The sequence below is a fragment of the Lysinibacillus sp. NPDC098008 genome (assembly GCF_044760715.1).
Taxonomy (GTDB): Bacteria; Bacillota; Bacilli; order Bacillales_A; family Planococcaceae; genus Lysinibacillus.
In genome coordinates this window covers 1-14,818 of record NZ_JBIWBA010000041.1, presented here as the reverse complement: position 1 = coordinate 14,818, position 14,818 = coordinate 1, and the positions used below count along the sequence as shown (strand labels likewise).

Here is a 14,818-nt window from a genome sequence, read left to right as displayed (position 1 = left end):
GTCACACCCGTTCCCATCCCGAACACGGAAGTTAAGCTCTTTCGCGCCGATGGTAGTTGGGGGCTTCCCCCTGTGAGAGTAGGACATCGCTAGGCGCAAAAAGTCGCTGCTGATACACTCAGTAGTGGCTTTTTTTTGCTTTAAAATAAACTTTTCTAATCCTCCATAATATCTTCAATACTTCCAACTTTCCTCAAAGAAATGCCTAGCCTTCAAAATGTCAAAGAAATTTTTAATGCTTCATCTGATCGTTTTATCTTTATTTAAACGCTGTTAAACTCGCTACTGTGAATATTTATGATAATTTTATGAACCATCTCTTAAATAATATAGGCACTTATAAATGCTCATTTAGCCACATATATTTGATTTCCATTAGACGAGTAGAATGCCAGACATTTATAAGAACCTTCTATTTTAGCATTCGCTTTCCATAGGCTCAGATCGCAGCTTATATTAGTTATTATTTAAAATTTAGGATCTCATCCCGAAAAAAGTAAAAAAACTAACCTTTAAGATGTAATAAATTTGCAACTTTTTCTAATTCTTAGACGTATTAATAATAAAAAATTAAATACAGGTACTTGGCAGGTATGACATAACGGGTAATAATAACTATTAGGGAGGAAATTAATTGAAAAAGGGTTTAGCAAAAACAGTATTGTTTACCGTAGGCGGATGGCTATCCTACTCGATAGCAGCGACAGCTATCTATAAAAAAACAGCGCTAGTGCAAACTAGTTGTAAGAAAGGAGTGGCATTAACATTTGATGATGGGCCACATCCAATCTATACACCACAGCTATTGGATTTACTAAAGGAATTTGATATACAGGTGACCTTTTTTGTAGTTGGTGAGCATGCACAGGCATATCCAGCTATTATCAAGAGGATGTATAAGGAAGGGCATGCTATTGGTATCCATCATTATAAACATACGTCAAACTGGGTAATGCCACCATATAAAGTAAAAAGAGAGATTGAGCAATGTGCACATGTGATTGAACAGATTACAGGGAAGCGACCAACCTTATATCGTCCACCATGGGGACATTTGAATGCTTGTGTACCACTGCTGACAAAGCCATATCGCATTGTACTATGGACACGACACTTTACAGATTGGCGGATTGCACATATTCAGCATACATTAGAGGCTGATCTAGTAGAAGCAACAAAAGCAGGGGGCATCTTTTTATTACATGATAATGGGCAAACATTAGGAGCAGATGAGGATGCGCCAAAGTATATGCTGAAGCATTTAGAAGGTTATTTGCGCAAGCATGCCCATACAGCAAAGTTTGTCACATTAAGGTAGGTGTTGTTATGGATGAAGTAGTCAAGCTGCTTGAAACTTATGGTTATGTACTTATTATTGTAGCGCTATTTTTTGGTATTGTAGGCATTCCAGCACCTGAGGAATCATTAATTTTTTTAGTCGGATTATTTGTAGGCTATCATCGTTTGTCTTTAGGTTTGTCTATTGTAAGCATCTTTATTGGTGTTTATGCAGGGCTGTTAGTGGCATATGCAATTGGACGTTGGTTGGGGTATCCGTTTATGAGGCGCTTTGGAAAATTTATCGGCTTGACGGAGCGAAATTTAGCAACAGTTAGTAAGGGCTATAATCGTAATGCCCTTCGTACAGTAGTAGTGGGAATTTTTATTCCGGGTGTACGACAGTTAAGCCCATACGTGGCAGGTCTTAGTAGAGTGCCATTTAAAAATTACTTACTTTATGCCTTTTTAGCAACACTAGTTTGGGCTGTTCCCTTTTTATTAGCAGGACGCATTTTAGGCTCTGTGTTTCATATTGGACCTGAGATAGCGCCGTATATAGGAATAGGTATCGCTATTGTGTTTATTAGTTATTTTTTGTGGAAAAAAAGAAAAGGACTACGCTTTAAGTGAAAAGTGTGAGGAGGGGTTTACATGAGTAAGGCATTGTTTCTACCTTTTTTAACGATCCAAACAGGGCATCATCAAGTAGCAGATGCATTAATGGACTTTATTACACAGCATAATAAAGATATTGAAGTAAAAAAGGTAGATTTATTGCATTATACAAATCCTTTTGTAGAAAAGATAATATCACAAAGCTATTTATCATGGATTCAATATGCGCCTTTACTATATACGAAGTTTTATAAAAAAGTGTTTGATACACCAAAAGATATAGAGCAAAGCTTTAAATTATATGAACTATTATTGAAGCATTTAGCGCGTTTATTAGAACAAGAAAAGCCTGATATTATTTTTTGTACACAAAGTGCGCCATCCTATTTAATGAGTAAGCTTAAGCAAAGTGGTCGCTGCAGTATCCCGGTTGTCAATGTTTATACCGATTTTTTTATGAATCAGCTTTGGGGAATTACTGCGATTGACTATCATTTTGTGCCAATGAAAGAAATGAAGGAAGCTTTAATTAGACGAGGTGTAGATGAATCCGCCATATTTGTAACGGGTATTCCTGTTCATAAGGAAATGTTATGTACAACAAGGCTTCATAATTTTGCACGCAATATCTTAATTGCTGGTGGCAATTCTGGTTTATTGGATTGTACTAATTTATATGAACAACTTAAACAGAGTGAGCACTTTCATTACCATATTCTCTGCGGTAAAAATAATAAGCTGTATCAAAAAATTATTGCTTGGAAATTACCAAATATTACGCCATTACCTTATATTGAATCACGCACAGAAATGAATTGTTTGTATGATCAAATGGATGCTATTATAACAAAGCCAGGTGGTGTAACAATTAGCGAGGTGTTACATAAGAGGCTACCTATTTTTGTTCATTCGGTTTTACCAGGGCAAGAAGAGCATAATTTGCGATATTTAACAGAGAAGGGTTTAGCCTACACGCTTAATAAACATGAAAGCCTCCACCACCAACTTGAGCAGCTGTTGTTAAATGAAGAAGCGATGTCCCACTATAGACAACAAATAGCTAGCTATTTCAATAATTTACAGCTAAAAACGGCTGAGGAATGGGAAGCATTTATGCAATGGATGCTTAAAAAGCAACTTGTCACAGGTGCGATGTGTCCTGCTTAAGTAAAAAAGGACTGTGGAAAAGCCAGTTAATACCTGACTATTCCAGCAGCCCTCTTATTACAACCTTTGAAAAATCCTTTTAAACAGTTGCTGCTCGTAGCTCAACACGGCGGATTTTGCCAGACGTTGTTTTTGGTAATTCGTCAATAAAGACAATGCTACGAGGATATTTATATGGTGCTGTTAAAGCTTTTACATGCTCTTGAAGCTCTTTGATTAATGCTTCCTCATCACGCTCTTTAAAGCCATCTCGTAGGATAATAAAGGCTTTGACAATATGTCCTCTAATTTCATCTGGCGCAGCGACTACCGCACATTCTTGGACAGCCTCATGCTTATTTAATGCATCCTCTACCTCAAATGGTCCAATTGTATAACCAGATGAAATAATAATGTCATCTCCACGTCCTTCAAACCAGAAGTAACCATCCTCATCACGTTTTGCCTGATCTCCTGTAATATACCATTCACCACGGAAAGCAGCCTGTGTGCGCTCAGGTTCTCGATAATATTCTTTGAATAGGGCTGGTGAAGATTTGTGTATAGCAATATCACCAACTTCGCCAACAGGTGCTTCATTGCCCTCATGGTCGATAATACGTACAATATTACCCGGAGTTGGAACACCCATTGAGCCAGGGCGTAATTCAGTATTTTCGAGTGTGCCAATTAATAATGTATTTTCAGTTTGCCCATAGCCATCCCGTACTTTTAGAGCAAAATGCTTTAAAAATGTTTCAATAACTGGACGATTTAATGGTTCACCAGCAGAAACAGCGCTACGAAGAGAGGATAGATTATAATCTTGTAAATTATCAAGCTTTGCCATAATACGATATTCAGTCGGTGTACAGCATAGGACATTGATTTTTTCATCTTGAATAAGCTGAAGGTATGTTTTTGCATCGAAACCGCCATGATAGACGAATGCAGTAGCACCAAGCATTATCGTTGATAAAAACGGGCTCCAAATCCATTTTTGCCAGCCTGGAGCTGCTGTTGCCCATACTAAATCACCTTCCCGTACACAAAGCCATTGTGAGGCAGCCGTTCGAATATGTGCATAACCCCAGCCATGTGAATGAACAACACCTTTAGGCTTACCTGTCGTACCAGAAGTATAGGAAAGGAATGCCATATCATCACGCTTAGTTGTAACAGCTGTAAATGTAGTTGGTTGTGTATTCGCTAATTCATCTAAAGATACCCAATCGCCGACTGCTGTACCAATAACTAATTTATTTTTTAATGCTCCTACGGTAGAGGTAATTCGATCAACCTCGCCAGTAAAGGCTCCATAGGCAATAACTGCACTAGCAGATGAATGTTCCATACGATATTCTAAATCACTTGCACGTAGCATTTCTGAGCACGAAATAGGGACAATACCAGCCTTTAAGCAGCCAAGAAAAACAAAATATGCTTCTGGAAGGCGGGGGGTAATCACTAATACACGATCACCCTTTTGAAGCCCTTGTTTTGTAAAAGCATTCGCATACTGGTTCATTTTTTGAATAAGCTCTGCATAAGAAACTGTTCGTCTTTCCTGCTGTGCATTTATCCAACGAATGGCTTGGCGATCATTATCCTGAGAAAATTTTTCTAATTCCTCCGTGATATTATAAAATTCAGGTGCAATTAAATCGTTTGTAGTTACCATATAAACATTCCCCCTTAAAGAAATTTAATAGAAAATTCCTAAAACTATTTTTATTTTAACAATTACAATAATATACAGCAACAATATATGGTATGCAAAATAGAAATATTAGTTTTAATAGAGAACTATTATACATTTCGAGGTGAGAGGTAAAACATTCTAACTGTAAAACGTAAAAAAATCTGCAAAATGTCTTGCATTATTAATAATCGTTGCTATAATAATAAATGTACTTAAGAGCTTTACAATACTAAAGTGAATATCATTATTGTTCCGAAGTAGCTCAGTTGGTAGTAGCACCTGACTGTTAATCAGGTTGTCGCAGGTTCGAGTCCTGCCTTCGGAGCCATTTTTTTGCTCTTTTTTAAAATATATTTATACATAAAAAAATTATAAAAAAGTCTTGCGGTAATTAAAAAGTAATGTTATTATAGTTCTTGTCTTGTTTAAGACTTAATATTTTGGCCCCTTGGTCAAGTGGTTAAGACACCGCCCTTTCACGGCGGTAACACGGGTTCGAATCCCGTAGGGGTCACCATTTATAATGTACAGGCTTTAAAAGAAAATAAACTGTAATATAACACTTGTTTCTATGGAGGATTAGCTCAGCTGGGAGAGCACCTGCCTTACAAGCAGGGGGTCGGCGGTTCGAGCCCGTCATCCTCCACCATTATTGTGTTATTTCGGAGGGGTAGCGAAGTGGCTAAACGCGGCGGACTGTAAATCCGCTCCTTAGGGTTCGGCGGTTCGAATCCGTCCCCCTCCACCAGTTTTTTATAAATGATTGGGGTATAGCCAAGCGGTAAGGCAACGGATTTTGATTCCGTCATGCCTAGGTTCGAATCCTAGTACCCCAGCCATTTTTTTCTTTTATGAGCCATTAGCTCAGTTGGTAGAGCATCTGACTTTTAATCAGAGGGTCGAAGGTTCGAGTCCTTCATGGCTCACTTTTTTGAATAAACAATATTAAAAAGTGTTATATTAACTACAGATAACTAATCTCTTACTAATAACGGTAGGAGATTTTTTTATGCTATTTCAATTTGAATAAATATGCATATTTATGTTAAGTTGAGCCAAGTGATGTCTAGGGTTTACAATGATCTTATAACTTTTAGGGGGTATAAAAACATGAATAAACTAAATATTTCTATTATCGGTGTACCATCAGATTATGGCCAAACGCGACGAGGTGTGGATATGGGGCCAAGCGCTATTCGCTATGCAGGTATTGTAGATCGTTTAAAGGCTATTGGACATGAGGTGCATGACCAAGGGGATATTCGTGTAAGTCACAAACATGCAGATGCTGTTGTTGATGAAAAATTATTGAACTTAGAGGAAGTAGTAGAAGTAAGTACTGCTTTAGCTAATAGCGTACATGAAGTAATAGAGGAGAAAAAATTCCCACTTGTTTTTGGCGGGGATCATAGCATTGCAATTGGCACACTAGCGGGACTAGGTGAACATTATAATAATCTAGGTGTTATTTGGTTTGATGCACATGCAGACTTAAACACACCTGAAACAACGCCTTCTGGTAATATTCATGGTATGCCATTAGCGGTAAGCATTGGATTAGGACATGAACGTTTAGTACAAATTCGTAACCATGCACCAAAAATTAAGCCAGAGAATGTTATTATCATTGGAGCACGCTCAGTAGACCCTGGTGAGCGAGAATTGATTCGTCAGCAAGGCATTAAAGTGTATACAATGCATGAGATTGATCGACTTGGTATGACGCGTGTTATGGAAGATGCGCTTGCTTATTTAAAAGAGCGCAATGTAGATGGCTTACACTTATCACTTGATTTAGATGGTTTAGACCCACTTTATACACCAGGAGTTGGTACACCTGTTCCTGGAGGAATTACGTACCGTGAAAGTCATTTAGCAATGGAAATGCTACAGGAATCAGGCATGTTAACGTCAGCTGAGTTTGTAGAAGTGAATCCAATTTTAGATGAAAAGAATACAACTGCAAATGTTGCTGTTGCATTAATGGGTTCTTTATTTGGAGAAACACTGGTTTAAATAATATTTGACAAAAAATTGCCTATTGCCACATTGCATAAAAATCTTTTGCTATAATAAAAAAAACGAAACTTTTCTTATTGATGGTTCGTATAGTATAAGACAGTTGTAAAGGTGGAGAAGTCAACACAATGGATGCGTTAGTAAATAAGAGAATAAAACAAGTGCTTAAAGGCGATCAAAACGCATTTGCCGATATTGTGAGTCTCTATCAGCACAAACTGTACCAAGTATGCTATCGAATGTTAGGCAACAAGCAGGAATCTGAGGATATTGCTCAAGAAGCCTTTGTTCGTGCTTATATGAACCTGCATACTTTTGATCAGAAAAGAAAATTTTCTACGTGGCTTTATCGCATAGCGACAAACCTTTGTATAGACCGTATTCGTAAAAAGAAGCCAGATTATTATTTAGATGCGGAAGTAGCTGGTACAGAAGGGCTTGATATGTATTCACAAATTGCAGCAGACGACCAGCTACCAGAGGAACAGTTAGAGCAGATGGAGCTACAAGATCGCATTCAATATGAGATTGGACGTTTGCCGGATAAATATCGTTCAGTTATCGTATTGAAATATATAGAAGAGTTATCGTTACAAGAAATTAGCGAGATTTTGGATATGCCGCTTGGCACGGTGAAAACAAGAATTCATCGCGGACGTGAGGCATTACGTAAACAATTAAACAATCTGTAGGAGGGGGAGCGTCATGAATACTTGTCCAGAGCATATTATAGAATATATGCATGATTATTTAGACGGTGACATTAGTCGTGAGCATGAGCAAGAGCTGAAGGAGCACTTGCATACATGTAATGATTGTAAACAAATGATGCAAGAATTAAGTGAAACAATCGCCTTTGTGAAAAGTGCTTCCCACATTACAGCGCCTCCCGGTTTTGAAACAGCAGTGATGGCTCGCTTACCAAAACCAAAAAGTCGAGTAGGTATACAAAAATGGATACGCCGGCATCCATTCTTTGTGGCAGCAGCAGTATTTTGCTTATTCATGAGCGCTACATTGCTTGGTAGCTTTATGGATGATCAAAACTTCTCTGTGACCAAGCAACCAAATTTAGTAGTGGATGGTCAAACGGTAATTGTGCCTGAAGGAGAAGTGGTGAAGGGCGATATTGTTGTGAAAAATGGCGATTTGATTATTGAAGGTGAAGTTGATGGTGACGTCACAGTAATTAACGGGCAATATATGGCATCTTCAGCAGTCGTTTCAGGTAAAATTGAAGAAATTGATGAAGTGTTTGAATGGTTATGGTATAAGATTAAAAACTCTGTAAAATCAGCCATGACATTTGATGACAAAGACGAAACTAAATAACACTCTATACGTCCTAAACAATAGTGCACGTGAGAGGCTGAAAAGTCTACTCTTTTGAGTAGACTTTTTATTTGAAAAAAGTTACATTGTTAAGAATGTGATATACTTAAATGTGTATGGATTCGTAATGAAAAGTGGGGGATGCCACATGCAAATTATCGAATATTTCACAGATTTAACGCCTGTGAATATTGCTATTAACTTCATTGATGTACTGCTTGTTTGGTACGTTGTCTATAAAGTCTTAACCCTCATTAAAGGTACGAAGGCTGTTCAATTACTAAAAGGGATTTTCGTCATTATTATTGCGCGCATCGCAACAGACCTTTTAGGGTTACAAACGCTTGGTTGGATGCTACAACAAGTAATTGAGTATGGTTTCCTAGCGATTATTATTATATTCCAACCTGAAATTAGGCGTGGGCTTGAGCAGATTGGTCGAGGGAAGCTATTCCAGCGCTCTTCTAGTCAAGTAGAGGAGGAACAGACAAGGCTTATTGAGGCTATGAAAAAATCTGTTAGCTATATGGCCAAACGTCGAATAGGTGCGTTAATTTCTATTGAAAAGGAAACGGGCCTAAATGAATATATTGAAACAGGTATAGGACTAAATGCTGAAATTTCATCAGAGTTGCTTATCAATATCTTTATACCAAATACACCGCTACATGATGGAGCAGTGGTTATGCAAAGAGATAAAATTACAGCAGCAGCCTGTTATTTACCGCTTTCTGAAAGTCCGTTTATTTCAAAAGAGCTAGGAACACGCCACCGTGCTGCCCTTGGCTTAAGTGAAGTGACAGATGCGATTACAATTGTTGTATCAGAGGAAACAGGTGCAATCAGTATTACGTTAAATGGTAATCTCCACCGCAATCTTTCTCTAGAGGAATTCGAAACATTGCTACGCAAAATGTGGTTCGGATCAGCACAGGAATCAAATGCAGCCTCTAAGTTGACTTGGAGGGGGAAAAAGAATGGATAAAATGATGGATAGCCCTTGGGTATTAAGAATTATCGCGCTATTTTTGGCATTTTTGCTTTTTTTCTCAGTTCGTACTGAGCTATCTCCAATAAATAAAACAACATCGAATGAACAGAAAGATGTCATTCATGATGTGCCAGTAGATGTTTATTATGATAATGAAAACTTTATTATCACAGGCTTGCCTGAAACGGTAGATGTTACGATAGAAGGTCCAATGGCATTGGTGCTTAAAACAAAGGCATCAAAGGATTTTTCGGTGTTTGTTGATTTAAGTAACTTATTAATGGGAGAACATGATGTAAATCTACAGTATGAAAATATTTCAGAAAAGCTAGATGTCACATTAGACCCTGAAACAGTACGTGTCAATATTGAGGAAAAAGTAACACAGGAGTTCCGTGTAGACCCTGAAATGAATAGTCGTTTAATTGAAGAGGGCTATATATTGAAGGATATGGTAGCCGATCCACCGACTGTTTATATAACAGGTGCGAAAAGCGCTATTGAAAGCATCAGTTATGTAAAAGCAACTGTTACAGGTGAGCAAGGCTTAAAGCAATCCTTCTCACAGGAAGCGGCAGTAAAAGTATTAGACCGAGATTTGAATAAACTGGATGTTATCATCGAACCTGAAACAGTGAAGGTGCAAATAGACATAGGGGAGTACAGTAGAGAGCTGCCAGTAGTCATAAGAGAAACTGGCAAGGCAGCAAATAATATTACAATCAACTCTTTAACATTGACACCTAAAACAATGAAGGTATATGGTAAAAAGTCGATTATTGATGCTTTAGCAGATATTCCAGTAACGGTTGATTTATCAACAATTACAGAGTCAAAAACTTATGAAATTGATGTAAAGTTACCAGATGGTGTGACAAAAGTGTCTGACAAAAAAGTAAAGGTAGAGGCAGATATTACAAGGACAGAGCAACTAGAACCGCAAGAACAGCAAGAGCAGCAGGGGCAACAACAGGAACAGCAGACGACGCCGACAGTTACAGAGGAAACACCACAATCACCACCTCCAGCTGAGGAAAATGATGTGACTGATGACAATACAACAACTGATGATAAAAATACATCAACAGAAGAAACAGAGAATGTTGATTCTTAGACAATATCTGGCTATAATTTTATGTTGATTCTAAATCAAAACCCAATTAACGTTTGTTTGGCTAAGTAACGGTCTTCGCCAAATAAACGAGCTGTAGGGTTATGAATAGCTACCAATAAATGAACAAAACAGACTTTTTCCAAAAGTAAGCGGACAAGTGTCTTGAAAGTAAAACTTAGTAGGCATGGTCATGCATTGAAGGAGAGAATAAGTAGAATGGGTAAATATTTTGGAACAGATGGCGTCCGTGGCGTCGCGAATAGTGAATTAACACCAGAATTTGCATTTAAGCTTGGTCGTGTAGGCGGCTATGTGCTAACAAAGGATGCGACTGAACGTCCAAAGGTTTTAATAGGTCGTGACACACGTATTTCAGGCGAAATGCTTGAAGGTGCACTCGTTGCTGGTCTTTTATCAATTGGCGTAGAAGTAATGCGTCTTGGAATTATTTCAACACCAGGAGTTGCCTACCTTACTCGAATTATGAGTGCAGATGCAGGCGTCATGATTTCAGCTTCACATAACCCTGTTGCTGACAATGGTATTAAATTTTTTGGCCCTGATGGCTTTAAGCTAACGGATGCCCAAGAAGCCGAAATCGAAGCATTACTAGATGCGCAGGAGGATACATTACCACGTCCAATTGGAGCTGATTTAGGGTCTGTAAGCGATTATTTTGAAGGTGGACAAAAATATATTCAATACTTAAAACAAACAGTGGGTGAAGAGTTTGACGGTATTCATGTAGCACTTGACTGTGCACATGGTGCGACTTCATCACTAGCAACACATCTATTTGCAGATTTAGAGGCTGATATTTCAACAATGGGTGCTTCACCAACAGGCTTAAATATTAATGATGGTGTTGGTTCAACACACCCAGAAAAATTGGCTCAATTTGTAATAGAAAAAGATGCAGATGTTGGTTTAGCGTTTGATGGTGATGGTGATCGTTTAATTGCCATAGATGAAAATGGTAAAATTGTTGATGGCGACCAAATTATGTTTATTATCGGTAAGCATTTAAATACAGTGGGACGTTTGAAAAAGCAAACAATTGTATCAACAGTTATGAGCAATATGGGCTTCTATAAAGCATTAGCGGATAACGGTATGCAAAGCGTGCAAACGGCTGTTGGTGACCGCTATGTTGTAGAAGAAATGCGTGCCAATGACTATAATTTAGGTGGCGAGCAGTCAGGACATATTGTATTCCTAGATTTCAATACAACAGGTGATGGCTTACTAACAGGTATTCAGCTCGTTAACATTATGAAGGCAACAGGCAAAAAGCTATCAGAGCTTGCTGCTGAAATGCAAATCTTCCCTCAACGTCTTGTCAATGTTCGTGTAACAGACAAGCACGCTGTAACTGATAATGCTAAAGTGGCTGCTGTGATTGCACAGGTAGAAGCAGAAATGGCAGGTAATGGCCGTGTCTTAGTACGTCCTTCAGGCACAGAGCCGCTTGTGCGTGTGATGGTGGAAGCTGCTACTGAAGCAGATTGTGAGCGTTATGTAGAGCGTATTGCAGATGTTGTACGTACAGAAATGGGCTTAGCTGAATAAAGATAGTGAAGCTCAATTTCTCATTGTGTAATGGGAGATTGAGCTTTTTATACGGATAGAATTGTTGAAATGGTGGATAGAGAGGGTGAAGTGATGGATACAATATCAAATAGAGCAGAAGAATCGAATTGTGAGCGATTTGATTCGATAATGTATAACGAAAATTTGACGGATAGCATATGATTGAGTATGATGGAGAGGTTGAAGGAAAGGTCCGACCTTATCCTTGAACAAGCGCAGAAGGAGGGAAGAGAGCGCAAAATCGGAAAACAATTATAGCGCCTGAGCTGAAGAAATCGGACGACAACTATCTTCAGCAGACGAGGTGGAGGTTTATCGAAAATTCGGCGGATGCCTCCCGATCGACATACCCGATTGTCATTTTTCATTTTGAAAGCATTTGAGCGATTGAATGTACAGAAAATGGAGAAGGTATAAGTACAACAATAAATCATTAAAAGAAGCTTCATATATCGAATAGCTTTCACTCAGACGGCTGAGAGGGCACAGTATTGGCACGTAGAGGTATGCTCTATTTTGTATAAAATAAAGCATTACTTATACATTCCAAAAATTCGATAAGATGAGGTCTAATTTGTTATTGTATAAAATTGACAATATCGGAGGACGTAAATTTATGTGTGGAATTGTAGGATATATTGGAGAATTAGATGCAAAGGAAATTTTATTAAAAGGTTTAGAGAAACTAGAATACCGTGGCTACGACTCTGCAGGGATTGCAGTACGCAATGAAGAAGGCGTAACGGTTTTTAAAGAAAAGGGACGTATTGCTGATTTACGTGAGGCAGTAGACAAAGACGTTGTGGCGAAAATTGGTATTGGTCATACACGCTGGGCAACACATGGTGTGCCAAACCGTTTAAATGCCCACCCACATCAAAGTGCATCAGGGCGCTTTACACTTGTGCATAATGGGGTTATTGAAAACTATCATTTACTACAAAAAACATACTTAAAAGGCATCCCAATGCAATCTGATACAGATACAGAGGTTATTGTGCAATTAGTAGAGCTATTTGTGAAGGAAGGTCTAAGCACAGCAGATGCTTTCCGCAAAACTTTATCATTGCTACACGGCTCTTATGCATTAGCGCTATTAGATGCAGAAGCGGCAGATACAATTTTTGTAGCAAAAAATAAATCACCACTTTTAGTAGGTGTTGGTGAAGGCTTTAATGTTGTTGCGTCTGATGCAATGGCAATGCTCCAAGTAACAGATCAATATATTGAGCTTCATGATAAAGAGGTTGTGATTGTACACAAAGACAATGTTATCATTACAAAATTAGATGGCTCTGTAGTAGAGCGTGCATCCTATACAGCAGAGCTTGATATGAGCGATATTGAAAAAGGCACATATCCTCACTATATGTTAAAGGAAATGGATGAGCAGCCTACAGTTATCCGCAAAATTATTCAAGCATATGAAGGTGACAATGGCGATTTAACAATTGATGCTGAAATTTTAGCAGCATTGCAAGCAGCAGACCGTCTATATATTATTGCGGCTGGCACAAGCTATCATGCAGGCTTAATCGGCAAGCAATATTTCGAAAAAATGGCTGGCATCCCAGTAGAGGTGCATATTTCAAGTGAATTTGGCTACAATATGCCACTGCTCTCAGAAAAGCCTTTATTTATCTTTATTACACAATCAGGTGAAACAGCAGATAGCCGTCAAGTGCTTGTGAAAATTAAAGAGCTTGGCTATCCAACATTAACAGTTACAAACGTACCTGGCTCTACACTATCACGTGAAGCAGACCATACACTATTATTACACGCAGGTCCAGAAATTGCTGTAGCTTCTACAAAAGCTTATGTGGCACAAGTAGCTGTCCTTGCTTTAACAGCCTATGTAACAGCAAGGGCAAATGGCAAAGGCTTAGAATTTGACCTAAAACAAGAGCTTGCCATTGCGGCAAACGGTATCCAAACAATTATTGACTCCAAAGATGTTTTAGAGGACATCGCAGAGGATTACTTAAAAATCGCACGCAATGCTTTCTTTATCGGTCGCAATATTGACTTCTACGTAAGCCTTGAAGGAGCTTTAAAACTAAAAGAAATCTCTTATATTCAAGCAGAGGGCTTTGCAGGTGGCGAGCTGAAGCATGGAACAATTGCTCTAATCGAAGAAGGCACACCAGTATTTGCACTTGTTACACAGGAGGCAGTGGCATTAAATATCCGCGGCAATGTTAAAGAGGTAGCAGCTCGTGGTGCATACCCATGTATTATCGCAATGGCTGGTATCGACGAGGATGGCGACCGTCTAGTAATTCCACACGTTCATGAATTACTAACACCACTTGTAGCAGTAGTGCCATTACAGCTAATTAGCTATTACGCAGCACTACACCGCCGCTGTGACGTAGACAAACCACGTAACCTCGCAAAATCGGTGACTGTGGAGTAAGTGGTTTTGGGTTGGAGTGTTTTTTTTGTTCGAATAATAAAGTTGTTTAATTTACATTATCGAGATTTAAATTAAGGAGTGATAGATGTTAGTCATTGACTAATATCTATCACTCCTTTACTTCTTGTCTGTCTTCACCCAATAAACTCGCTCCTAACCAAAAAAACTCGGTTCAGGTCAAAAAAAGTCGGTAGAGTAGAAACAAGGGTTAAGGAAGAAATAGGGAATTAAAGAGCAAGATTAAAATTGAAAAAAGCCAGAAGGAATAAGGGGTTCAAGCCTTTATTCCTTTTTCTTTTCCCCTAAAACCTAATCCCTTAACTCTACTCTGGAACGACTTTTTTAGTCCAAAATGGTTGTAAAATCTGAACAAAAATTAGATGAATGTGGGGAAAATGCGGGAACGACTTTATTAGGAGGGTAATAATGGAAAAGGGCTTGAGGCGTTGGGGGAGTAAGAGTTGGTAAGGGTTAAGGGAGGAGGGGAGTTGGAACGAGTTTTTTGGGTGGATACAAGAACGTTCCTAAAACCGAAAGTTTCCTGATTCGATTCAGGCAGACCTTCGGTCTTTTTATGCCCGAAAAAAGGCGGGGAAAAGGGCGAGAAAC

11 protein-coding genes, 6 tRNA genes and 1 rRNA gene are annotated in these 14,818 nt (G+C 38.6%); 17 read left to right on the top strand and 1 reads right to left on the bottom strand.

Annotated elements, in window-relative coordinates:
- From rrf to ACIQVU_RS19535, 4 genes are all read left to right on the top strand, one after another.
- Positions 1-95: ribosomal RNA gene (rrf, locus tag ACIQVU_RS19550) — 5S ribosomal RNA — on the top strand; the annotation flags it as partial.
- 539 nt (positions 96-634) lie between these two features.
- Entirely contained in the window at positions 635-1,318 is a 684-nt protein-coding gene (locus ACIQVU_RS19545) for a polysaccharide deacetylase family protein (RefSeq protein WP_340808213.1), read from the top strand.
- 8 nt (positions 1,319-1,326) lie between these two features.
- Positions 1,327-1,911 carry a DedA family protein gene (locus tag ACIQVU_RS19540; protein ID WP_340808212.1) on the top strand — a complete coding sequence of 195 codons (585 nt, stop codon included), beginning with the start codon at positions 1,327-1,329 and terminating at the stop codon, positions 1,909-1,911.
- A 21-nt stretch (positions 1,912-1,932) separates the two neighbouring features.
- The gene (locus ACIQVU_RS19535) at positions 1,933-3,063 is read left to right on the top strand and encodes an MGDG synthase family glycosyltransferase (protein WP_340808211.1); all 1,131 of its coding nucleotides are present in this window, start codon (positions 1,933-1,935) and stop codon (positions 3,061-3,063) included.
- Between the two features lie 79 nt (positions 3,064-3,142).
- Here ACIQVU_RS19535 and mbcS read toward each other — a convergent pair whose 3' ends face one another.
- The gene (gene mbcS / locus ACIQVU_RS19530) at positions 3,143-4,723 is read right to left on the bottom strand and encodes an acyl-CoA synthetase MbcS (protein ID WP_340808210.1); all 1,581 of its coding nucleotides are present in this window, start codon (positions 4,721-4,723) and stop codon (positions 3,143-3,145) included.
- Between the two features lie 272 nt (positions 4,724-4,995).
- On the opposite strand from mbcS, the gene ACIQVU_RS19525 reads away from it, so the two are divergent.
- From ACIQVU_RS19525 to glmS, 13 genes are all read left to right on the top strand, one after another.
- Positions 4,996-5,072, top strand: a tRNA-Asn gene (locus tag ACIQVU_RS19525).
- 114 nt (positions 5,073-5,186) lie between these two features.
- A tRNA-Glu gene (locus ACIQVU_RS19520) sits at positions 5,187-5,261 on the top strand.
- A 56-nt stretch (positions 5,262-5,317) separates the two neighbouring features.
- Positions 5,318-5,393: transfer RNA gene (locus tag ACIQVU_RS19515), tRNA-Val, on the top strand.
- 15 nt (positions 5,394-5,408) lie between these two features.
- A tRNA-Tyr gene (locus tag ACIQVU_RS19510) sits at positions 5,409-5,492 on the top strand.
- 16 nt (positions 5,493-5,508) lie between these two features.
- Positions 5,509-5,583 (top strand) — tRNA-Gln (locus ACIQVU_RS19505).
- A 14-nt stretch (positions 5,584-5,597) separates the two neighbouring features.
- Positions 5,598-5,670, top strand: a tRNA-Lys gene (locus ACIQVU_RS19500).
- Between the two features lie 184 nt (positions 5,671-5,854).
- Positions 5,855-6,760: an arginase gene (gene rocF / locus ACIQVU_RS19495; RefSeq protein ID WP_340808209.1), complete on the top strand. Its 906-nt coding sequence runs from the start codon at positions 5,855-5,857 to the stop codon at positions 6,758-6,760.
- Between the two features lie 131 nt (positions 6,761-6,891).
- A complete protein-coding gene (sigW, locus tag ACIQVU_RS19490) occupies positions 6,892-7,455 on the top strand; it encodes an RNA polymerase sigma factor SigW (protein WP_004225410.1) in 564 nt (187 codons plus the stop codon).
- Positions 7,456-7,468: 13 nt separating this feature from the next.
- Positions 7,469-8,095, top strand: coding sequence for an anti-sigma factor family protein (locus tag ACIQVU_RS19485; RefSeq protein WP_340808208.1), 627 nt, complete (start codon positions 7,469-7,471; stop codon positions 8,093-8,095).
- A gap of 148 nt (positions 8,096-8,243) precedes the next feature.
- Entirely contained in the window at positions 8,244-9,080 is an 837-nt protein-coding gene (gene cdaA / locus ACIQVU_RS19480; RefSeq protein WP_340808207.1) for a diadenylate cyclase CdaA, read from the top strand.
- Positions 9,073-10,200: a CdaR family protein gene (locus tag ACIQVU_RS19475; RefSeq protein ID WP_402896892.1), complete on the top strand. Its 1,128-nt coding sequence runs from the start codon at positions 9,073-9,075 to the stop codon at positions 10,198-10,200. Before cdaA ends, ACIQVU_RS19475 begins: the two co-directional genes overlap by 8 nt.
- 216 nt (positions 10,201-10,416) lie before the next feature.
- Positions 10,417-11,769: a phosphoglucosamine mutase gene (glmM, locus tag ACIQVU_RS19470; protein WP_340808205.1), complete on the top strand. Its 1,353-nt coding sequence runs from the start codon at positions 10,417-10,419 to the stop codon at positions 11,767-11,769.
- Between the two features lie 637 nt (positions 11,770-12,406).
- A complete protein-coding gene (gene glmS, locus ACIQVU_RS19465; RefSeq protein WP_340808648.1) occupies positions 12,407-14,209 on the top strand; it encodes a glutamine--fructose-6-phosphate transaminase (isomerizing) in 1,803 nt (600 codons plus the stop codon).
- Positions 14,210-14,818: the final 609 nt, after the last annotated feature.